Origin of the sequence: Vibrio sp. E14 (genome assembly GCF_020515785.1) — a bacterium.
In the GTDB taxonomy this organism is placed as follows: Bacteria; Pseudomonadota; Gammaproteobacteria; order Enterobacterales; family Vibrionaceae; genus Vibrio; species Vibrio diabolicus.
In genome coordinates, this window is sequence record NZ_JAHPJI010000004.1 from 461,263 (window position 1) to 482,651 (window position 21,389).

22 protein-coding genes and 1 other annotated feature are annotated in these 21,389 nt (G+C 44.4%); of the genes, 15 read left to right on the forward strand and 7 right to left on the reverse strand.

The features are described 5' to 3' along the window. Position 1 precedes the first annotated feature (1 nt). Positions 2-451, forward strand: a complete 450-nt coding sequence (locus tag LIX84_RS14255) for a hypothetical protein (protein ID WP_006742686.1) — start codon at positions 2-4, stop codon at positions 449-451. Between the two features lie 83 nt (positions 452-534). Here LIX84_RS14255 and arcA read toward each other — a convergent pair whose 3' ends face one another. Beyond that, positions 535-1,251: a two-component system response regulator ArcA gene (gene arcA / locus LIX84_RS14260; protein WP_005381824.1), complete on the reverse strand. Its 717-nt coding sequence runs from the start codon at positions 1,249-1,251 to the stop codon at positions 535-537. A gap of 361 nt (positions 1,252-1,612) precedes the next feature. Here arcA and LIX84_RS14265 point away from each other — a divergent pair, with 361 nt between their 5' ends. Both LIX84_RS14265 and LIX84_RS14270 read left to right on the forward strand, forming a co-directional pair. Continuing rightward, complete coding sequence (locus tag LIX84_RS14265; protein WP_226421576.1) at positions 1,613-2,020, forward strand: DUF3293 domain-containing protein; 408 nt, start codon at positions 1,613-1,615, stop codon at positions 2,018-2,020. A gap of 55 nt (positions 2,021-2,075) precedes the next feature. Then, positions 2,076-2,558, forward strand: coding sequence for a putative 4-hydroxy-4-methyl-2-oxoglutarate aldolase (locus tag LIX84_RS14270; protein ID WP_005396309.1), 483 nt, complete (start codon positions 2,076-2,078; stop codon positions 2,556-2,558). Here the strand turns inward: LIX84_RS14270 and LIX84_RS14275 are convergent. Continuing rightward, positions 2,555-3,025: a ribonuclease regulator gene (locus LIX84_RS14275; protein WP_065645163.1), complete on the reverse strand. Its 471-nt coding sequence runs from the start codon at positions 3,023-3,025 to the stop codon at positions 2,555-2,557. The two genes, LIX84_RS14270 and LIX84_RS14275, sit on opposite strands and share 4 nt — an antisense overlap. 425 nt (positions 3,026-3,450) lie before the next feature. On the opposite strand from LIX84_RS14275, the gene thrL reads away from it, so the two are divergent. The 5 genes from thrL to LIX84_RS14300 all read left to right on the forward strand — a co-directional run bounded on the left by thrL (position 3,451) and on the right by LIX84_RS14300 (position 9,125). Then, positions 3,451-3,528 carry a thr operon leader peptide gene (gene thrL, locus LIX84_RS14280; protein WP_074192076.1) on the forward strand — a complete coding sequence of 26 codons (78 nt, stop codon included), beginning with the start codon at positions 3,451-3,453 and terminating at the stop codon, positions 3,526-3,528. Further along, positions 3,464-3,583, forward strand: a sequence feature (Thr leader region). It overlaps the preceding gene by 65 nt. Before the next feature lie 53 nt (positions 3,584-3,636). Next, positions 3,637-6,096, forward strand: a complete 2,460-nt coding sequence (thrA, locus tag LIX84_RS14285; RefSeq protein ID WP_226421577.1) for a bifunctional aspartate kinase/homoserine dehydrogenase I — start codon at positions 3,637-3,639, stop codon at positions 6,094-6,096. Positions 6,097-6,116: 20 nt separating this feature from the next. Further along, positions 6,117-7,073 carry a homoserine kinase gene (gene thrB, locus LIX84_RS14290; protein ID WP_226421598.1) on the forward strand — a complete coding sequence of 319 codons (957 nt, stop codon included), beginning with the start codon at positions 6,117-6,119 and terminating at the stop codon, positions 7,071-7,073. Next, positions 7,070-8,350 carry a threonine synthase gene (gene thrC / locus LIX84_RS14295; RefSeq protein WP_226421578.1) on the forward strand — a complete coding sequence of 427 codons (1,281 nt, stop codon included), beginning with the start codon at positions 7,070-7,072 and terminating at the stop codon, positions 8,348-8,350. The genes thrB and thrC overlap by 4 nt, the downstream gene beginning before the upstream one ends. A 115-nt stretch (positions 8,351-8,465) precedes the next feature. Continuing rightward, positions 8,466-9,125, forward strand: a complete 660-nt coding sequence (locus LIX84_RS14300) for an NADPH-dependent FMN reductase (RefSeq protein ID WP_226421579.1) — start codon at positions 8,466-8,468, stop codon at positions 9,123-9,125. A 92-nt stretch (positions 9,126-9,217) separates the two neighbouring features. Here the strand turns inward: LIX84_RS14300 and grcA are convergent, their stop codons facing one another. Beyond that, positions 9,218-9,595 (reverse strand): autonomous glycyl radical cofactor GrcA, encoded by a 378-nt coding sequence (gene grcA / locus LIX84_RS14305; RefSeq protein WP_005381814.1) that lies wholly within the window; start codon positions 9,593-9,595, stop codon positions 9,218-9,220. 326 nt (positions 9,596-9,921) lie between these two features. Between grcA and nfo the strand changes: the two genes are divergently transcribed. The 3 genes from nfo (at position 9,922) to LIX84_RS14320 (ending at position 12,437) form a co-directional block, all read left to right on the forward strand. After that, the gene (gene nfo, locus LIX84_RS14310) at positions 9,922-10,809 is read left to right on the forward strand and encodes a deoxyribonuclease IV (protein WP_046873969.1); all 888 of its coding nucleotides are present in this window, start codon (positions 9,922-9,924) and stop codon (positions 10,807-10,809) included. Positions 10,810-11,092: 283 nt separating this feature from the next. Beyond that, positions 11,093-11,773, forward strand: a complete 681-nt coding sequence (gene ung, locus LIX84_RS14315) for a uracil-DNA glycosylase (RefSeq protein ID WP_005396298.1) — start codon at positions 11,093-11,095, stop codon at positions 11,771-11,773. A gap of 112 nt (positions 11,774-11,885) precedes the next feature. Continuing rightward, positions 11,886-12,437, forward strand: coding sequence for a hemerythrin domain-containing protein (locus LIX84_RS14320; protein WP_005396296.1), 552 nt, complete (start codon positions 11,886-11,888; stop codon positions 12,435-12,437). Positions 12,438-12,671: 234 nt separating this feature from the next. Here LIX84_RS14320 and LIX84_RS14325 read toward each other — a convergent pair whose 3' ends face one another. Next, the gene (locus LIX84_RS14325) at positions 12,672-12,857 is read right to left on the reverse strand and encodes a DUF3545 family protein (RefSeq protein WP_005396294.1); all 186 of its coding nucleotides are present in this window, start codon (positions 12,855-12,857) and stop codon (positions 12,672-12,674) included. A gap of 721 nt (positions 12,858-13,578) precedes the next feature. Between LIX84_RS14325 and LIX84_RS14330 the strand changes: the two genes are divergently transcribed. Beyond that, the gene (locus LIX84_RS14330) at positions 13,579-15,012 is read left to right on the forward strand and encodes an alanine/glycine:cation symporter family protein (RefSeq protein WP_005396293.1); all 1,434 of its coding nucleotides are present in this window, start codon (positions 13,579-13,581) and stop codon (positions 15,010-15,012) included. Positions 15,013-15,123: 111 nt separating this feature from the next. Then, the gene (gene yaaA / locus LIX84_RS14335) at positions 15,124-15,900 is read left to right on the forward strand and encodes a peroxide stress protein YaaA (protein WP_104969076.1); all 777 of its coding nucleotides are present in this window, start codon (positions 15,124-15,126) and stop codon (positions 15,898-15,900) included. A gap of 109 nt (positions 15,901-16,009) precedes the next feature. On the opposite strand, the gene srmB is transcribed toward yaaA, so the two are convergent. Both srmB and LIX84_RS14345 read right to left on the reverse strand, forming a co-directional pair. After that, positions 16,010-17,233: an ATP-dependent RNA helicase SrmB gene (gene srmB / locus LIX84_RS14340; protein ID WP_005396291.1), complete on the reverse strand. Its 1,224-nt coding sequence runs from the start codon at positions 17,231-17,233 to the stop codon at positions 16,010-16,012. Between the two features lie 107 nt (positions 17,234-17,340). After that, positions 17,341-18,060, reverse strand: coding sequence for a tRNA1(Val) (adenine(37)-N6)-methyltransferase (locus tag LIX84_RS14345; protein ID WP_182036166.1), 720 nt, complete (start codon positions 18,058-18,060; stop codon positions 17,341-17,343). 330 nt (positions 18,061-18,390) lie between these two features. Here LIX84_RS14345 and brnQ point away from each other — a divergent pair, with 330 nt between their 5' ends. Beyond that, the gene (gene brnQ / locus LIX84_RS14350) at positions 18,391-19,701 is read left to right on the forward strand and encodes a branched-chain amino acid transport system II carrier protein (protein ID WP_006742676.1); all 1,311 of its coding nucleotides are present in this window, start codon (positions 18,391-18,393) and stop codon (positions 19,699-19,701) included. Between the two features lie 85 nt (positions 19,702-19,786). Here brnQ and fldB read toward each other — a convergent pair whose 3' ends face one another. Then, a complete protein-coding gene (gene fldB, locus LIX84_RS14355) occupies positions 19,787-20,305 on the reverse strand; it encodes a flavodoxin FldB (protein WP_085343980.1) in 519 nt (172 codons plus the stop codon). Between the two features lie 158 nt (positions 20,306-20,463). Here fldB and xerD point away from each other — a divergent pair, with 158 nt between their 5' ends. After that, positions 20,464-21,381, forward strand: a complete 918-nt coding sequence (gene xerD / locus LIX84_RS14360; protein ID WP_005397336.1) for a site-specific tyrosine recombinase XerD — start codon at positions 20,464-20,466, stop codon at positions 21,379-21,381. The last annotated feature ends 8 nt before the right edge of the window (positions 21,382-21,389 follow it).

A 21,389-nucleotide genomic window follows, 5' to 3' on the forward strand; every position in this document is an offset into this window, starting at 1 on the left:
CATGAAAAAAATCGCACCGTTGGCGTTGGTTATAGCATTGATGGCAGGCTGCAGTTCCGTTCCAAGTGTGAACTGGCAACAAAACAGTCAGATTACGATTAACCAGGTGAATGTCGAGCTCAAAAGTAACTTATGGGTGAACCTGATGCCGACCGTTGGGGAAGTGCAAGAGCAAAGCATTCAAGGATCACTTTACCTTGAAGGAGACCAGTTACTCCCAGCCAACCTGACTGCCGAAGCGCTTATCATCAAGCAAGGGGAAAAAGAGTGGTGGGTGGATGAAGACTCTTTAGAAACTCGAACTCATAGTGAGAGCCAATGGGAAGTAGCCTTCACGTCTCAGGTAGACGCGGACACAGAAAAATCGGTTGATATCGCGGTACTTTTAGACGACGCAGGTAAACAGCGCTGGTTAGTGGAAAAGTACGTGAAGATTAACAAGGTTTATTAGACTCAGTGATTGTTCGCTAATTGCTAACCCCAAAATAAAAGGGCTTGCTCAGTGAGCAAGCCCTTTGCGTATTAGCGATTCAATTAGTCTTCTAGATCGCCACAGAAGCGGTAACCTTCGCCGTGGATAGTCGCGATGATTTCAGGAGTACCTGAAACAGACTCAAAGTGTTTACGAATACGACGAATCGTTACGTCTACAGTGCGGTCATGCGGCTTAAGTTCACGGCCAGTCATCTTCTTAAGAAGATCGGCACGAGTTTGAATCTTACCTGGGTTCTCACAGAAGTGCAGTAGAGCTCGGAACTCAGAGCGAGGGAGCTTGTAGCTATCACCAGCAGGGCTTACTAGAGAGCGGCTGTTGATGTCCAGTACCCAACCATTGAATTCATACTTTTCTACTGAGCGTTTCTCTTCTTGCACCGCGTTAGAGCTCATTGAGCGGCTAAGTAGGTTGCGAGCACGAATAGTCAGTTCACGTGGGTTGAATGGTTTAGTGATGTAGTCATCTGCACCAATCTCAAGACCTAGGATCTTGTCCACTTCATTGTCACGGCCTGTCAGGAACATTAAAGCAATGTTCGCTTGTTCGCGTAGTTCACGCGCTAACAGAAGGCCATTCTTGCCTGGAAGATTAATGTCCATAATAACCAAGTTGACTGAGTTGTCAGACAACACTTGGTGCATCTCTTCACCGTCACTGGCTTCAAAAACAGCGTATCCCTCTGCTTCAAAAATACTCTTAAGAGTGTTACGAGTTACTTGCTCATCTTCAACGATAAGAATCTGCGGGGTTTGCATTGGCGGTACCTAAATTTGTGACAAAATTGTGCTAATAGAATAAATTCTAGGCAAAAATATAACATACAGGTAATGTGATTTTGATAATAAATCAAGTTGATCAAAAAAACACTTCTTTCAGTTATCCGCCCTCCATGGAATTTTGCCAACTCACCAGTATCCAATGGCGACGTTTATTCTAAAGGGCTTGTTTACCTTTCATTTCCTGCTTTCTGTGGGGCCTGAAACGTAAACACCCTAAGATATGGAGCGGATTTTATATTGTTAACAGCATGCTAACAATGCTCAAATGTTAATTCCATTCAGTTTGTTGATTTATATCAATTGATGAAATGTAACTGTTATTAATCGTTTAAGACTTATGATAGAAAAAAGTAATACGAACATAGACGCATCGTTATGGAATGCTTATTCAGAATCTTTTTTCAGATTCGAGGCCGAGTGGTGCGTTTCAAACTACGCTGTGATAACCGCTTGGAACCCATACAGTAATTTGCGGTCCAAAGAAGAGAACTGCATAAGCAATCAAGCATTAGAAATACTGCTACAGCACGTTAATTACGCGCCTATCACAGTAGGTGACAGCTCTTTTACATGGTATGAGGAAAGCTTTGCCGTCGAGTTATCACCGGAGGCGGCGGTCGCATTGGCGAATGACTTTCAACAAAACGCGATTTACTACGTCATTGATGATCAACTTTACCTTATTGCGTGCTCACAGCCGAAAGTGTTGCATAAGTTAGGCTCCCTTAAGCCTCGACTCGTATAGGAAAGGATACTACTCACCGAAGCACTGCTTGGGTGAGAAAATTCACGGAGGAAATATGAGAGACATTACACCCGATATTTGTGACCAATTTGAAGACCAAGTTACCCTGCTTACTTTGCCACTGCAGAACTTTGGTCAACGCACCGCTTTTTACGGAGAAATTGTCACAGTGCGTTGCTACCACGACAACTCAAAAGTACGTGAAGTACTGGGCGAAGATGGAACGGGGAAAGTATTGATTGTTGACGGACATGGTTCGTGTCAGAAAGCATTGCTTGGCGATCAATTAGCAATACTCGGAATAGAAAATGGGTGGGAAGGCATTATTGTCTATGGTGCAATACGCGACGTAGCACAAATATCTCAGATGGACATTGGCGTGCAAGCACTTGGTACCAATCCGTTTAAGACAGAGAAGCGAGGTATGGGAGAGGTCAATGTGACCTTAACGATGCAAAACCAAATCGTGCAGCCGAAGCATTATGTGTACGCTGATTGGAATGGTGTGTTGATTTCAAAGCAAAAATTAGATTTCTAAAAACGAAAGCCTAAACCTACCTCAATACCTTGTTGCCAATCTTGGTAATCAAGAGTCGCGTGAAGATCCAGTTTATCGGTGATTTTTACGCGACTTGAGACTTCAGCTGCGAGGCTGCTGTCTTCTTGTCGAATACCTTCCGCAGTCTCATTCTTGTAAGAGCGAACCGTACTTTTTAGTGTGACACGATCATTGAAGTGATAGCTGATCCCACTCAAAAAACCGCTCTGGTTTTGGGTTGGAGAGTTGTTGACTCGTGCACCGACGTAAACGTCTACTGAGTCAAAAAGTTCGTACGCATAACCCGTGTCGATATTCCAAACATCGAAACTGTCAGATTGATAGCTGTCGCTGGAAATAAATAGTTTATGAGGAGAAGGGGATGTTTTGCCTGGAAGAGGCGGAAGCTCGTTTGCTAGACAAACGCCAGGCACAAAAAAAAGCAACAGAAAAAGCCCTCTTTTCATGCTCACCACTCCTTGTGTCAACTTTTTTATTAGTATGTGCCCAAAGCTTCTCACTATTAAAGCATAGAATATGAAAGCTAGCTCACCTATTTTCTAAATAATTCGATTCTGTGAACATAGGTCACAGTTAAGTTGTTGTTAAGTGTCAACAACTCCCTTTCATAATTTGATCTTACGCTTTATGACGAAGATCAGACTAGTTATGGAGTAAAAAGTGAGACTGATGACGATGGGATGAGCCCCCTACAAAAATAAGCGACAGATTTCCAAACGAGCAATAACATCCAATTAGCTTTAAATATCAATAAGATTGCTTAGCAGAAATCGCTGTAAGACTGAAAAACAAACAATTTTTTGTTGACTATGAATCGGAAACTCGGTAAACGTAGAGTTAAGCAAACACAATTAACGTTGAATATTTATTTATGCCATCTAACAGCCTAGTAGTAATGACCACGACCATTATTATTACCGACACGACACATGTTGGGGCAGGCTGCTGAGCGAAAGAAATTCACAAAAAAGGCCTGTATCCAACAAGATACAGGCCTTTTTTTATGCTTTTTTATCCAGAATTTAGACAAGTTTGAGAAGATATACCGGAGGAAGGGATGCGAGTATTGAAGTTTGGCGGTTCATCACTAGCTGATGCAGATCGCTTTTTAAGAGCGGCAGACATCATTGCCAACAACGCTCAACAAGAAGAAGTGGCGGTTGTTCTTTCAGCCCCAGGTAAAACAACAAATAAGTTGGTTGCGGTCATTGAAGGCGCGTTGCGCAATGGTGAAGCAGAGCTGCAAATCAAAGAGTTGGATGAATCGTTTAAAACGCTCTTCACTCAAATCCAAGCAGTACTCCCCAATATTGATGGTTCAGCTTTCGATAACCAAGTGAAAACCTCGCTATCTCAATTACGTCAATTTGTTCACGGCATCAATCTATTAGGTATGTGCCCAAACAACGTAAATGCGCGCATTATTAGTAAAGGTGAGCGTGTTTCCATTCAGTTGATGAAAGCTGTCTTGGAGGCGAAGGGACAACAAGCGAGCTTGATCGATCCTGTCGAGTATCTGTATGCCCAAGGTGATCATCTTGAAGCTATGGTTGATGTGGATATTTCAACGCAAAACTTCCGTCAAAAACCCCTTCCTCAGGGTCATGTGAACATTATGCCGGGCTTTACAGCTGGCAACGAAAAAGGAGAGCTTGTCACGCTTGGTCGTAATGGCTCTGACTACTCGGCAGCGGTTCTTGCAGCTTGCTTACGCGCAGACTGTTGTGAAATCTGGACCGACGTTGATGGTGTATACAACTGTGACCCACGTTTAGTCGAAGATGCTCGCCTGCTTAAATCACTAAGCTACCAAGAAGCGATGGAGCTTTCTTATTTTGGTGCTTCCGTTCTGCACCCGAAAACCATCGCCCCTATTGCTCAATTCCATATTCCATGTCTGATCAAAAACAGCTTTAACCCTCAAGGTGCAGGTACTCTTATCGGCCAAGATACTGGTGAAGATAATCTTGCGATCAAAGGTATTACAACACTTAACGACCTAACCATGGTTAACGTATCAGGCCCTGGTATGAAAGGCATGGTAGGCATGGCGAGCCGTGTATTCGGTGCGATGTCGTCTGCTGGTGTATCTATTGTTCTGATCACTCAGTCTTCTTCTGAATACAGCATCAGCTTCTGTATTGAGGCTGAAGATAAAGCGAAAGCGCAGCAAGTGCTGGCAGATGCGTTCGAGCTAGAACTGAAAGATGGCTTACTAGAACCGGTCGAGTTTATTGATAATGTTTCAATCATTACGCTTGTTGGTGACGGTATGCGCACATCGCGTGGTGTGGCTTCTCGCTTCTTCTCTTCTCTAGCTGAAGTGAACGTGAATATCGTAGCGATAGCACAAGGCTCATCAGAACGTGCGATTTCTGCCGTTATTCCAGAAGACAAAATTTCTGAAGCGATCAAAGCGTGTCACGAAAACCTATTCAACTCGAAACACTTCCTCGATGTGTTCGTTGTTGGTGTTGGTGGTGTGGGTGGCGAGCTTGTGGAACAGATCGAGCGCCAACAAGTCAAACTGGCTGAGAAAGGCATTGTGATTCGAGTTTGTGGCTTAGCAAACAGCAAAGGTCTTTTGCTTGATAGCGAAGGCTTACCGCTTGAGCACTGGCGTGATCGTATGTCAGCAGCCACAGAAGAGTTCAGCCTAGCGCGTCTGATTTCTTTGGTACAACGCAATCATATTATCAACCCAGTATTGGTTGATTGTACGTCCAGTGAAGACATTGCTAAACAATACGCCGACTTTCTAGCGGCAGGTTTTCATGTTGTAACACCAAACAAAAAAGCAAACACAGCAAGCATGGCGTACTACCATCAGCTTCGCGATGTGGCTCGTAGCTCCCGTCGTAAATTGATGTATGAAACAACCGTAGGTGCAGGCCTACCGGTTATTGAAAACTTGCAAAACCTAATTTCTGCAGGCGATGAACTGGAGCGCTTCAGCGGTATTCTTTCGGGTTCTCTTTCTTATATCTTCGGTAAGTTAGATGAAGGAATGAGCTTAAGTGAAGCGACGAATATCGCAAAAGAAAATGGCTTTACTGAACCAGATCCTCGTGATGATCTGTCTGGTATGGATGTCGCGCGTAAGCTGTTGATCCTAGCTCGTGAAGCGGGCATGTCATTAGAGCTTGAAGACGTTGTTGTTGACCAAGCGCTACCGCCAGGCTTTGATGATTCAGGCAGTGTTGATGAGTTTATGGCGCGTCTCCCAGAAGCAGACGCTTACTTCAAAGAGTTATCGGCTAAAGCAGCAGAAGAAGGCAAAGTACTACGTTATGTTGGTGAAATTAACGAGGGCAAGTGCACAGTAAGCATCGCTGCGGTGGATGAAAACGATCCGATGTATAAAATCAAAGACGGTGAAAACGCACTGGCATTTTACAGCCGTTACTACCAGCCAATCCCACTTGTGTTGCGTGGCTATGGCGCAGGTACAGAGGTAACTGCTGCGGGTGTATTCTCTGACGTGATGCGTACTTTAGGTTGGAAACTAGGGGTATAACAAGAATGAGTTCAAGTGATATGGATGTAGTGGTTTATGCCCCAGCATCAATTGGTAATGTAAGTGTTGGTTTTGATGTATTGGGGGCGGCGGTGTCCCCAGTGGATGGGACCTTGCTAGGTGACAGAGTGCAAGTTAAGGCAGGGACTGAGCCATTCAGTCTGAAAACTGCGGGTAATTTTGTCTCTAAGTTGCCTACAGAGCCAAAAGAAAACATCGTTTACGATTGTTGGCTGGTGTTTTCTCGCGAGCTAGATAAAAAAGGTGTTGAGCTAAAACCACTTGAAATGACGCTAGAAAAGAACATGCCAATAGGCTCAGGTTTAGGCTCAAGTGCATGTTCTATCGTGGCGGCGCTGGATGCCTTAAACCGATTCCATGGTCAACCGCTGAATGAGACTGAGCTGCTAGCACTGATGGGGGAAATGGAAGGCAAAATCTCTGGTGGTATTCACTACGATAACGTCGCGCCGTGTTACCTTGGTGGTGTCCAGTTGATGCTTGAAGAGCTTGGTATCATCAGTCAAGAAGTGCCTTGTTTTGATGATTGGTACTGGGTCATGGCGTATCCGGGAATCAAAGTATCAACAGCAGAAGCGCGTGAGATCCTACCATCTCAATACCGCCGACAAGATATCATCGCTCATGGTCGTCACCTTGCGGGCTTTATTCATGCGTGTCATTCTGGTCAGCCAGAACTTGCTGCAAAAATGATCAAAGACGTGATCGCAGAACCGTATCGTGAGAAACTGCTTCCGGGCTTTGCGAATGCACGTCAATACGCTGCATCAGCAGGTGCGTTAGCAACCGGTATTTCTGGCAGTGGTCCAACACTGTTCAGTATTTGCAAAGAGAAAGATGTCGCTGAGCGAGTTGCTCGCTGGTTAGAACAGAACTACGTACAAAACGAAGAAGGATTCATCCACGTTTGTCGTCTAGATAAGCAGGGTTCGAAAGTAACAGGAAGTGAGCTATGAAGCTTTACAATATAAAAGAAAATGATGAACAAGTTTCCTTTGGCCAAGCCGTTCGCCAAGGGTTAGGCCGTAACCAAGGTCTATTTTTCCCATCGGAATTACCAAAGTTTGAAGACGTTGATGCGCTACTGGCAGAAGACTTTGTTTCTCGTAGCACTAAGATTTTATCAGCGTTTATCGGTGATGAGCTGGCGGAAGAGCAAGTCAACGCGCTTGTGGACGCAGCGTTCCAATTCCCTGCGCCAATCAATCAAGTCAAAGACGGTGTTTACGCGTTAGAGCTTTTCCATGGTCCAACGCTGGCATTTAAAGATTTTGGCGGTCGCTTTATGGCGCAATCTCTTGCGGCGGTATCGGACGGTGGCAAGATCACCATTCTGACTGCGACTTCTGGCGATACTGGCGCAGCCGTTGCGCACGCTTTCTATGGTATGGAAGACATCAACGTTGTGATTCTTTACCCGAAAGGCAAGATCAGCCCACTGCAAGAGAAGCTATTCTGTACGCTAGGCAAGAACATTCACACTGTCGCGATCGATGGCGACTTCGATGCGTGCCAGGCTCTGGTTAAGCAAGCTTTTGATGACTCTGCACTGCGTGAAGAGATCGGCCTGAACTCTGCAAACTCAATCAACATCAGCCGTTTGATGGCGCAAATCTGTTACTACTTTGAAGCAGCCGCGCAAATGAGCAAACAAGAGCGTGAAAACCTAGTAGTGTCTGTACCAAGTGGTAACTTTGGTAACCTAACTGCTGGTCTACTGGCAAAAGCGCTGGGTCTGCCGATCAAACGCTTTATCGCTGCAACTAACGCTAATGACACGGTTCCGCGCTACCTAGAAACAGGTAAGTGGGAGCCAAAACCAACGGTTGCAACGACATCGAACGCGATGGACGTGAGTCAACCGAACAACTGGCCGCGTATCGAAGAGCTCTGCCGAGTGAAAGAGTGGGGCCTAGAGACACTAGGTAAAGGCGCGGTTTCAGATGAGCAAAGCGCACAATCTGTGAAAGACCTGTACTCATTGGGCTACCTATGTGAACCGCACGGTGCGATTGCTTACCGCGTTCTTGAAGAGCAACTGCAAGAAGGTGAAACCGGTCTGTTCCTATGTACTGCGCACCCAGCGAAGTTCAAAGAAGTGGTGGATGACATTTTGCAATCTGACATCGAGCTTCCTGCACCGCTAGCGAAGCACGCGGCGATGGAACTGCTATCGGAAGAGCTAGACGCAGACTTTGAGGCATTGAAACAAGTACTGCGCCGCGTACAGTAATTATTAAAATGATGAACGACGAAAGGTGAATGAGCAATCATTCGCCTTTTTTATTGTCGGTAAGTCTCGACTCTCTTTATGATTGAGAAACGAACTTAAAGATGGAAATAGAAGCATGCATTTTTTGATTTTTCTAGGCTCGGTAAGAGACAGCACACCGCCACGACCAGCTCGCTTGGGCATGCGAGTGAGTAGAGCATGTGAAACGTTGTTTAAGAATCAGTATTCGCAACATACCGTCGAAATCATTGACCCATTGGACTATGACTTTGGCGATGTGTTTAAGCCCGAGTTTGCTTATCACCGCTCTAAAGTGCCGGAGCACCTAAGTGAGCTGGCAGACAAAATCAAACAGGCCGATGGGTATGTGATGGTTAGCCCGGAATACAACCATTCGATGAGTCCTGCCTTGGCAAATATGCTTAATCACTTTGGCAGTTCGCTGTTTTCTTATAAGCCAAGTGCTATCGTGACCTATTCTGCTGGACAATGGGGTGGTGTTCGAGCTGCAGTGTCGATGCGTACCTTCTTATCTGAACTTGGATGTCTACCTGTCTCGGCGATGATTCACATTCCGAAAGCGCAAGAAGTGTTTGACGAACAGGGTGTCGTTGCGGATGAATTGCAGCAGACGCAGTGGGACAGCTATATGAATCGCACAATACATCAACTCATTTGGTGGGCAGAAGGCGCTTCACAACAAAGAGAAAGGCTTGACCCAACCTCACTGGCTGAAGTGTTTAAGAAGGATCCGTCACAGAGAAATGCTCCGTAAAGGAACAGAACGGTTAGATGCATGGAAAAACAAAAAAAGCTTGGCCATTGAGACCAAGCTTTTTAAATGTGAGTAAGTCGATTTTATTGAGATTATAACGTCTCAGTAAAAGTACGAGCGATGACATCACGTTGTTGCTCTGGAGTTAGCGAGTTGAAACGTACTGCGTAACCAGAAACACGGATTGTTAGCTGTGGGTATTTCTCTGGGTGTGCAACTGCATCTTCTAGTGTTTCGCGTTTAAGCACGTTCACGTTTAGGTGTTGACCGCCTTCGATGCGAGGAGCTGTTTCGATTGCTACTTCACGGCTTTCGTATTCACCTAGATCGCTGATTGCGATAACTTGGTCTGCTTCGTAGCCAGCAGTTGCAGCAACACAACGAGCTTCATTTTTTTCGCTATCTAATAGCCAGATAGAGTTTAGTAGGTCGTCGTTTGCCGCTTTTGTAATTTGGATACCTTGGATCATCACTATCTCCTAGACCACTTACGTGGTGATTATTGGTGTTAATTTTCGAATTTTCGTTGAGCTGAGTATTATATAGCTAATATCCACTATTTTAATATTGATTTAAGTCAAAAAACAACCAAAAACATTATTTTTATTAAGGTGATTTTGTTGAGTTAAATCAATAAAACCTTTGAAAACAAACTAATTACAATTTATTTGATAATATAAAAAATATTTAATAACTCATTTTGTTGTAAATTTACTACAAATTGAGCTTAAAGTTTAAACTGATTAACGCAACTATCTGTATTTAGGTAGCAATACTGAAAGTCTAAAGTGATTAAATGACAAACATGAAAAACAAGCTTGGGAATAAACTCATTGGTGCACATGTCTCTGCTGCTGGTGGGGTCGATCAAGCGCCGTTGAGAGCTCGCGAAATTGGGGCGAATGCGTTTGCACTATTTACAAAAAACCAACGCCAGTGGGTGGCGAAGCCTTTAGAAGCAAAAACCATCAGTGCGTTTAAAGCGAACTGTAAAATGCTGGGTTTCGGCGCAGAACATATTCTTCCCCATGACTCTTATCTAATTAACTTAGGTGCACCAGAAGCGGATAAGTTGGATAAGTCACGCGCTGCATTCATCGATGAGATGGAGCGTTGTAATCAATTGGGTTTAACGTTGCTGAACTTTCACCCTGGGAGCCACTTAAAGAAAGTCTCGGAACAGGAGTGCTTAGCGACGATCGCTGAGTCGATCAATCTTGCGCACAAAGCGGTGCCGAATGTGATCGCGGTAATCGAGAATACGGCTGGTCAGGGTACAAACCTAGGTTGGAAGTTTGAGCATCTTGCTGAAATCATCGATCAAGTGGAAGACAAAGAACGTGTTGGTGTATGTCTCGATACTTGCCACACGTTTACTGCCGGTTACGATCTGCGTACTAAAGAGGATTGTGAGCATACCTTTGCGGAATTCGACCGTATTGTTGGGATGCACTATTTAAGAGCAATGCATCTAAATGATTCAAAAGTTGAGTTTGCCAGCAAAGTGGATCGCCACCACTCATTAGGCAAAGGAGAGATCGGGTGGGATTGCTTTGAGTACATCGCGAAAGACCCTCGATTTGATGGTATCCCTCTGATTTTAGAAACAATTGATCCGGACATCTGGCAGCAAGAAATCAACGCACTGCGTCAGTTTCATCTAGCGGCGATAGATAACCAATGATGTGATCACAGAGTTGGCACTTTTCTTTCTTAGTCACTTAAGTCAATTTGAATTAAGAAAGAAGGATGCCACTATGTCTCGACCACTCTCTTTTGCTTCTTACGCATATAGCCGCCGCGTGCTTCGTTTGCCGATGCCTAATCGTCACATTACAGGACAGGGACATTTTCGAACGCCACAGAAGCATTAGTCTTTTATTACTGTTCTCAAGTTCGTGGTAAGTTTTTGTTTGTTTGGGTTTCGCTCGTTAGAATAGAAGCAAAATTTAGGACAGGAACTTTCCATGAATCAGTCACCCACTTGGCACGATGTGATCGGCGAAGAGAAAAAACAGAGCTACTTTGTAGACACTTTGAATTTTGTAGAAGCAGAACGCGCCGCAGGCAAAGCGATTTTTCCGCCAGCGAAAGATGTCTTTAATGCGTTTCGTTTTACCGAGTTTAACGATGTTAAAGTAGTGATTCTGGGGCAGGACCCATACCATGGTCCAAATCAGGCGCATGGCTTGTGCTTTTCCGTTCTTCCTGGAATCAAAACGCCACCATCACTCGTTAATATGTATAAAGAGCTGGCTCAAGATATTGAAGGGTTCCAAATCCCTCAGCATGGATTCTTACAAAGCTGGGCAGAGCAAGGTGTATTGCTGCTCAATACGGTATTGACGGTTGAGCAAGGTAAAGCGCATTCACATTCAAAAACGGGGTGGGAAACGTTCACTGACCGAGTGATTGAAGCGATAAACCAGCATCAGGAAGGCGTGGTGTTTTTATTGTGGGGCTCTCACGCTCAGAAGAAAGGGCGCTTTATTGATCGCAATAAACATCATGTGTTAGCCGCACCACATCCATCACCACTCTCAGCACACCGAGGTTTTTTTGGTTGTAAGCATTTCTCTCAAGCAAACCAGTTACTTGCCTCGCAAGGAAAAGCACCAATCAACTGGCATTTGCCATTAACTGTATAAAAGAAGAGACAGCGATAATGCTGCCATTATCGCTGTTTTTTTGAGCACGCTCGAGGCTGATGGCAAATTTCTCATGTACACTTATTAAAAGTAGGTGTTAAGGAGAGACGCTATGATGATCGAAAGAATTCGACGCGAACACGGCTATATGGTTCGTCTGTTGGCGATACTGCGCCATAAACTTAATGAGATAAAAGAAGAACGTGCGATCAACTACGCATTAGTAAGCGAGATAGTTGATTACCTCTCTAATCATTCAGAAAAAGTTCACCATCCGAAAGAAGATATTCTCTATCACCACTTTCTGGAGCACTATGGTAAGCAACAGACCATGGAAAACTTAGAGAAAGAACACCAAGAGCTAGCAAGTAAAACCAAAGAGTTTGCTTCCTTGATAGAGATGATCCTGCAGGATGCTGTTGTGCCTCAAGACATGTTTGTGGCCCACCTAGAGGATTTCATTGAATCACAAAGACGCCACTTGGAGTTAGAGGAACGAAAAATCCTGCCTCTCATTGAGGAGCTGTTCACTACCGAGGATTGGCAGCATGTTGAAAGCTTATGGAGCGTCAGTGAAGATGACCCAGTTTTTGGTGACACCATCGCCGATCGTTATAAACAGTTAGCTGAACGTGTGCGTCAAAGTGATGCTGAGTATGTTTAAGTGTGTGCGATGAAACCTGAGTGAGCGAAAGTATCACTCGGGTTTGTTAGCTGCATTTCTTATTTATTGAGAATTGGACGCAAATTTATCTTTTGCGCTTCTCAACCAAAAGACAGGAAAATTCCTATTGAGTAATAACGGTACTCATACTCAAATCCTGGCGCTTAAACTCAAGTCGTTTACGGTTACTGTAAACAAAAACAAAAGGCACCCTTAAGGTGCCTTTTGTTTGAATTAGAGTTTAATGTCTTCCAAGTTGTAGTCGGTACAGGCATCAAGTTCGCGTAGCTCTTTAAGCAAATTGCGCCTGTCGTTCATCTCTTCTATTTCACGCCACTTTCGCTTTACTGGTTTGGCACGAGATTTGGTTGTTGAGGTAGTATCCAGATTAAAAATGTCATCTAGTTGAAAGCCTTCCATAAGCCACCTTTACCTTTCTTAAGCTAAACTGTTGTAACCAGTCCTTGTGGAGTTTTTTAAGTACCACAATAGCCGTGAGAATAACCATGATATATTTCGCATTTGTGTCGGTAGCATGACATTTTCGTGCAAAAATATTCTCAAAATCACACTTTTCATGGCAATGTGGTGGCTAAAAAATGCACAAACGATCTCAAGAAAACGATTAAATAGAGAGATTTTCAATGTTAATTCGATTTGGCGAGTGGGGAGACAGTGCAAAGGTCAAAGTTGCATAAAACCAGTTTGATGAAATAGTGTTCAATTAGATGGTAAGGCACTAGAGCAAATTTATGTAACACCTTGTGAATACTAGCTTGGTCTTAATTATATGGGGCTCCGTTCTGTTTGGTGGGCGATAATTATTTATGTTGGCATTTGGTAATTGAAATGTTGCGGTTTATGGGTGTTAAGTCTTCCATTTATGTTATTTTTTGGTGACTTTATAGTGAAAAATAACAATGTTATTATCATAGTTGCATATTGATTTTTGCGCTCCTAGGTTGCATTATCCGCCCGTCAAAAAATACGCTGGTACGTAAAATGGATGCATGAAGCGACGTTTACGATTCTAGATTGCCCATAAACATTACTTAAAAAGCTAAGCACACTTTGACACTTAGCAGGCAATTTGGTGGATGGCTTGGACGCATAGACCGGCGCAACTCACTTTGAGGTACACATGACAGACTTAATCAATTTGATGAACGATCTCCTTTGGGGTTCGATTCTGGTTTATCTTCTTGTTGGTGTTGGTATTTACTTCACCGTTCGATTAGGGTTCATTCAGTTCCGCCATTTCGGCCACATGTTCTCTGTTCTTAAGAACAGTCGTAAAGCAGACAAAGCTGGTATTTCTTCTTTCCAAGCGCTTTGTACTAGTCTTGCTGCACGTGTTGGTACAGGTAACATGGCGGGCGTTGCAGTTGCATTGACTGCAGGTGGTCCTGGCGCGATCTTCTGGATGTGGCTGATCGCAATGCTTGGTATGGCAACGTCGTTTGCAGAGAGTACTCTGGCGCAGCTATACAAAACCAAAGATGATGATGGCAACTACCGTGGTGGTCCTGCCTACTACATGGAAAAAGGCCTGGGCATGCGTTGGATGGGCGTATTGTTCTCAGTTTTCCTAATCATCGCTTTTGGTTTGGTATTCAACGCCGTACAAGCTAACTCAATTGCAAATGCAATGAGCACCGCATTTGGTTGGAGTGACCTGTACGTTGGTATCGCGGTTGTAGTACTGTCTGCGATTGTAATTTTCGGTGGTATCAAGCGTATCGCAAAAGTCGCAGAGATGATCGTTCCGATCATGGCGCTGCTTTACTTGGCTCTAGCACTGTTCATCATGTTCTCTAATCTAGAGAAGCTACCTGATGTATTAATGCTTATCTTTAAGAGCGCATTTGGTCTGCAAGAAGCGGCGGCTGGTGGTCTTGGCTACGCGATTGCACAGGCAATGATTAACGGTATTAAACGCGGTCTATTCTCGAACGAAGCGGGTATGGGTTCTGCGCCAAACGCGGCGGCTTCAGCAACGCCTTACCCACCACACCCTGCATCTCAAGGTTATGTTCAGATGCTAGGTGTATTTATGGATACGATCGTTATCTGTTCAGCGACAGTGGCTATCATCCTGATGTCAGGTGAGTATGTCGGTCAAGCAACAGAAGTGACGGGTATTGAGCTAACTCAACGTGCATTGAGCTCGCAAGTTGGTGATTGGGGTGGCATCTTTGTTGCCGTGGCAATCTTCTTCTTTGCATTTACATCAATCATCGCGAACTACTCGTACGCTGAAACGAACCTAATCTTCCTAGAGCACAACCATAAGGCGGGCCTAAGCATTTTCCGCGTTGTTGTTCTTGGTATGGTGATGTTTGGTGCACTTGCTTCGCTCCCAGTCGTATGGTCACTTGCTGATGTTTCGATGGGGCTGATGGCGATAGTCAACTTGGTGGCAATCATCTTGCTATCTGGCATCGTGATTAAGCTAGCAAAAGATTACAACCGCCAACTTGGTGAAGGTAAAGTACCAACGTTTGATGCGAATGATTTCCCTGAGCTGAAATCTCAGCTTGAAGAAGGCATTTGGTACAACGATAAAAAAGACTAAGTGAGCTATCACTCATAGTTGAAAGCTATTAGTACGATGTAAAAAGCCATGCAGACAATGCATGGCTTTTTTTGTACCCTATTAAAAAACAAAATTAGAGAAGGGAAAGTCATGCTTATCGTAGTTTCTCCAGCGAAGACTCTTGATTACGAGTCTCCGTTAGCGACAGAAAAATTTACTCAACCTGAGTTGGTCGAATACTCAAAAGAGCTTATCGATGTTTGCCGCAAACTGACTCCTGCTGATGTTGCCTCTTTAATGAAAGTGAGCGACAAGATTGCCGATTTGAATGTCGGGCGATTTCAAGAGTGGAGTGAAACGTTTACCACAGAAAACTCACGACAAGCGATCCTAGCGTTTAAAGGTGATGTTTACACAGGACTAGACGCCGAAACCTTATCTGATGCGGACTTCGAGTATGCCCAAGATCATTTGCGCATGTTGTCTGGCCTCTATGGTTTACTAAAACCACTCGATTTGATGCAGCCATACCGTCTTGAGATGGGTACCAAGCTTGCAAACGACAAGGGCACAAACTTGTACCAGTTTTGGGGCAATGTGATTACGGATAAGCTTAACGAAGCGATTTCTGCTCAAGGTGATAATGTGCTTATCAACCTTGCATCAAATGAATACTTTAAAGCGGTGAAGCCAAAGAACTTAGATGCGCAAGTGATCACGCCAGTATTCAAAGATTGTAAGAATGGCCAATACAAGGTCATCAGCTTCTACGCGAAGAAAGCGCGCGGCATGATGGCGCGTTACATCATCGAAAACCGTATTGAGAGCGTGGCAGACCTGACTAAGTTTGATACGGCGGGTTACTACTTTGTTGAAGATGAATCGACACCAACAGAGTTAGTATTTAAACGCGAAGAGCAAAACTAAAACTGATTGAGACGTAGTCTACGTTAATCTCAATAAACACAAACGAAAAAGGGTTGGCAGTGCCAACCCTTTGTTATGTTTTAGCTTAGGCTATTTCGCCCCAACAAGATTACTTCTTCTTAGCGGTTTTCTTTTTCGCTGGCTTCTTCTTGTCTTCTTTTTTCTTTTTCTTCTTAAACACAGGTTTTTTGTGTTTCGGACGCATCTCTTTCACGAAACGCTCTTTGATGTCTTCTTTCACGTAACGTGCAACGCGATCCATCATTGGTTGGTCGTGTGCTTCTACGATTGAGATAGCATTACCTTTCTTACCCGCACGAGCCGTACGGCCAATACGGTGAAGGTAGACATCAGCCGTGCGTGGCATGTCGTAGTTAATAACGTGTGACACATCCGGAAGGTCGATACCACGCGCAGCAACGTCCGTTGCGAGCAGCACGTTTACAGTACCATCGCGGAAGCGAGAAATCGCATTGTTACGACGATCTTGAGGCATTTCACCTTGAATCCAAGAACATGGAATCTGTGCGCTCTCAAGCTGCGCTCGTAGCTCTGCCAAACGCTCACGTGTCTTCAAGAAGACAATGGTGCGCTCTGCTTGCTGAGTAATAATGTGTTTTAGTAATTCAAGCTTGTGTTCTGCATCATCAGCACGGTGGTACCACTGAGCAATCTTCTTACGTTCACGCAGTGGCGATTTTGCATCAATCTCTGCTGGGTCATTCAACAGATCAGCGGTAAAGCCCTCTACGCCTTTACCTTCTAAAGTTGCTGAGAACAGAAGGGTTTGTTTACGCCAGCGGCACTCGTTAGATAGACGATCGACAGTAGGAGCAAAACCCATGTCTAGCATACGGTCTGCTTCATCCAGAATTAACCATTCAATCGCACGGCAATCAAAACGCTCTGCATCAATGTATTCTTTTAAACGGCCAGGCGTTGCAACCACAATGTCTTGTGTTGTCGCAAGGATATCGGCGTGCTCTTGGTATTGAACACCACCTGTGATGGTGAAAATGTTCAGTTTAGTGTTTTTTGCCAAAGCTCGTGCTTGATCAGCGATTTGCATCGCCAATTCGCGCGTCGGCGTTAGGATCAAAATACGCGCAGGTCCAGGCTTACGACGAGGGAAGTCTTGCAAGTATTGCAATGCTGGCAGAACGAAGGCTGCCGTTTTACCAGTACCTGTTGGCGCTGACGCTAGAATGTCACGACCATCCAACGCTTGTGGAATCGCTTCTGCCTGAATTTTTGTTGGGCGTTCGTAACCCATCTCTTCAATGGCTTCAAGTAGGTTTTGGTCTAGATCAAGTTCAGCAAAGGTTCTGATCACAATGAGTTCTCCACAAGCAAAGCTTGGTTAATGGTTCGCCACAACAGCATAGAATACAAAAAGGTCGCACATTATAAAGTGATTGGTGATAAGGATCACATGTTATTTCACATCTTAAGATAAAACTCGCGGGTTAATTGGACGAAATCGTCACTGTAACCGTCATGCGAATGAATTATTAAATGTGATTCTTGAGTATCGCAAGGCTGCTTCGCCAATTCAAATAACAGTCTATGTACCAGTTTCTTTTCTGATGGCTGTACACGACAGACTCGCGATAGATGCCAACCTTGGTGTAATGCTAGTTCAATAAACCGTTCGCCTTCGGTGATTGGTAACACAAAATTAGCTTTCCCTTGTTCATCAAGCAACTGATAGCAACGTTGTAGCAATGCGTTGTGGCGTAGCGTATCAGTGTGCCTCGCGGTTGCACGTTGACTGTGTTTCGATTGCTCGCCGCTGTTGAAGTAGGGCGGATTACAAATGATGCGTTGGAATGGATGCGTCGGCGTAAAGTCTAGTATGTCGGAATGATGCACACTAACACGATCTGACCAAGGCGACTGAACTACATTTTTTTGCGCAGCTTCAATGGCTGTTAATTCAATATCGACCGCGGTTATTTGAGCTTCTGTAAAGCGTTGGGCACACATCAGGGCAAGCAACCCTGTGCCAGTGCCAATATCGAGAATTTGAGCGTTGTTCGGGCTTTGAATCCAAGCACCAAGCATTACCCCATCAGTGCTGACGGGCATACCACTCTCACCGCCCTCAATACAAAATTTCTTAAAATTGAAGCCTTTAGTTTTCAGTTTTTTGCTCTTCATGATTGTTTTATTTTTGCTCAATAATTAAGTGAATTTCTCTATTGTTTCTTAATTGTATAGATTGTTGTTTTGTTGGTTATTAAATTGTATTGTTAATTGATCGAGATAAAGAACTGGTCTGTTATTTAGATCTGGTTATATCCACTGCTTTTAAGTTTGAAAACTAAATTAATATGGTGTTTTTTTCTTAAAGGTTGCCAAATGATGAGTCTTTCGTCATTATGCGGCGAAAATTTTATAGATTGAACCACGTGTACTTATTGACTTTAGGTATACAAAAAGTGGTCTAAGCATACACAACATTCATTAATTAAAAGACAAGGGTTATCTGTGAAGCAGACGTTAAAACTAACAGATATTATCGCAGTAGGCTTTATGCTATTTGCGTTCTTTTTAGGTGCGGGCAATATCATCTTTCCACCTCTAGCGGGTCAGCTAGCCGGTGAAAACTTAATGCCAGCGATGTTTGGTTTCTTGCTAACAGCGGTAGGTCTACCTCTTATTACTATCGTTGCTATTGCTGTTGCTGGTGGTTCTTGGGATCACTTAACGCAAGACCTTCCGAAAAAAGCAGCGGTTATTATGGCTGCGTTGATCTTCATCATCATCGGTCCTGCGTTTGCTGCGCCTCGTACTGGCCTAGTGGCTTACGAGATGGCGGTGAAACCTTTCTTCCTTGAAGCGTCACAAACGCATCTCACTGCATTTTCAGTGATCTTCTTTATTGCGGCGATGATGTTCTCATGGTTCCAAGGCCGTCTTATCGACTTGATTGGCAAAGTGCTGACTCCAGCGCTGTTTGTCGGTTTGATCATTCTTGCTGTGGCGGTATTTATTGATCCTCAAGGTGACATGCTGGGCGCGCACGGTGAGTACTTAACGCAACCACTGACCAAAGGCTTCCTAGAAGGCTACAACACAATGGATACGTTCGCGTCATTGATGTTTGGCATGCTGATGGTTGATGCACTGCGCGGTAAAGGCATTACTGAGCGTTCTGCAACCACTAAGTATCTGATCTATGCAGGTTGTATTGCCGCTGCCGGTCTTGCGTTTGTTTACATCTCACTATTCTACTTGGGCGCGACGAGTGCAACTGTTGCTGCTGGTGCAGATAACGGTGGTCTGGTACTTAGCCAATACGTTCAAGCGCTGTTTGGTCCATACGGTCAAATCGTTCTGTCTGTCATTGTATTACTAGCGTGTTTGACAACGGCTATTGGCTTGATTTCTGCGTGTTCAGACTTCTTCAGCTCAAAAACGCCACTGTCATACAAGCAATGGGTACTGATTAACGGGTCTGTTTGTGCGTTGGTTGCGAATGTCGGCCTTGCACAACTGATTTCTCTGTCAGTGCCAGTATTGTTTGCGCTGTACCCTGTGGCGATTGCGTTGGTTGCACTAACATTTGTACGCAGCAAACTGCCAAATCCACGTTTTGCTTACCGCGCGGTGCTGCTTGTATCTCTGCTGTTTGCGTTGGTTGATGCGGCAAAAGTATCGGGTGTTGATGTTTCTGCGTTTAACATGTTGCCACTATTCGAAGTGGGCATGGGTTGGGTGCTTCCAACATTTGCGGCTATTGTGTGCATGTTCTTCATCGCGAAACCTCGTCCAGAGCTAGCACAAGAAACAGCGTAATAACTTCGCACTATCAAGATATTAAAAAGCCCGATGAATTACTTCATCGGGCTTTTTATTTTTTATCTTTGAAGCGTTCACACTATTAAAGTGTGTCGTGGAATTCCACAAGAACTTGTTCACACCATTTTTCGATGCGCTCATCACTCAGTTCGTACTGCGAGTCTTCATCTAACGCTAGTCCAACAAACTTACTGCCATCTTCAATCAGTGCTTTCGATGCTTCAAATTCGTAGCCTTCATTTGGCCAGTAACCGATAAAGGTTGCGCCAGTCGCTTGTAATTCATCGTGAAGTAAGCCCATCGCGTCCAAATACCAGTCACCGTAGCCTTCTTGGTCACCTAGACCAAACAGAGCGACAACTTTACCTTTTAATGGTGTTGTTGCGATGTCTTGCCAAATCGCATTCCAATCTTCTTGAATTTCACCAAAGTCCCAAGTTGAGATGCCAAGGAGTAGTAAGTCGTAGTCTGCCATTAGTGATAACGGTGTCTCTTTCACATTGTGAATGTCGACAAGGTCTTCACCAATAATGGTACGAATTTTCTCTGCTGCCATTTCGGTGTAGCAGGTTGTTGAGCCGTAAAAGAGTCCGATTTTCATTATATTCATCGTTATTTGTGTTGCTGTTGTGGAAGATTCTAACCATAAATTGAGGAAGATTGCAGCGAATATCCTAAGCGGGATGATTTTTTTATGGTATTGGATCGGCAGGTGCCTTAATCTAAATACTGTAAATATAAACAGATAAGGAAGCGTTCATGACGGCACAACAGCCTGTCAATCAACAAGATTTTTCGCTTGTTGAGCAATTCTTAGATGCGATGTGGATGGAGCGTGGGCTATCAGAGAACACGCTGGCTTCCTATAGAAATGATTTGATGAAGCTGCTCACGTGGATGGAGAAACATCGCTACCGTCTTGATTTCATTAGTTTGTCTGGCTTGCAAGAATACCAAAGCTACCTTGTAGACTTGGATTACAAGCAGACGTCCCGTGCGCGTATGTTGTCGGCAATTCGCCGTTTATTCCAATATCTGCATCGTGAGAAAGTACGTGCTGATGATCCGAGTGCGCTCTTGGTCAGTCCTAAACTGCCACAACGCTTGCCCAAAGATATTAGTGAAGAGCAAGTGGACGCCTTGCTCGAAGCGCCAGACCCGAATGATCCTGTGGAATTGCGGGATAAAGCGATGCTGGAACTGCTGTATGCGACTGGTTTGCGTGTGACGGAATTGGTCAGTTTAACTATGGAAAACATAAGTTTGCGTCAAGGTGTTGTACGTGTCACAGGTAAAGGCGGTAAAGAGCGCTTAGTGCCAATGGGGGAGAACGCGGTAGATTGGATCGAGACGTTTATTCAACAAGGGCGCCCTGCGTTACTTGGTGATACATCATCTGATATTGTTTTTCCTAGCAAACGCGCAAGGCAAATGACTCGTCAGACGTTTTGGCACCGTATTAAGTACTATGCTTTGATAGCAGGGATTGACACTGAACAGCTGTCGCCGCACGTACTGCGTCATGCCTTTGCCACGCATTTATTGAACTATGGCGCAGATCTCAGGGTCGTACAGATGCTATTAGGACATAGTGACTTATCGACCACGCAAATTTATACTCACGTGGCGACTGAACGATTGAAGCAGATCCACAGTCAACACCACCCAAGAGCATAACAATGGTT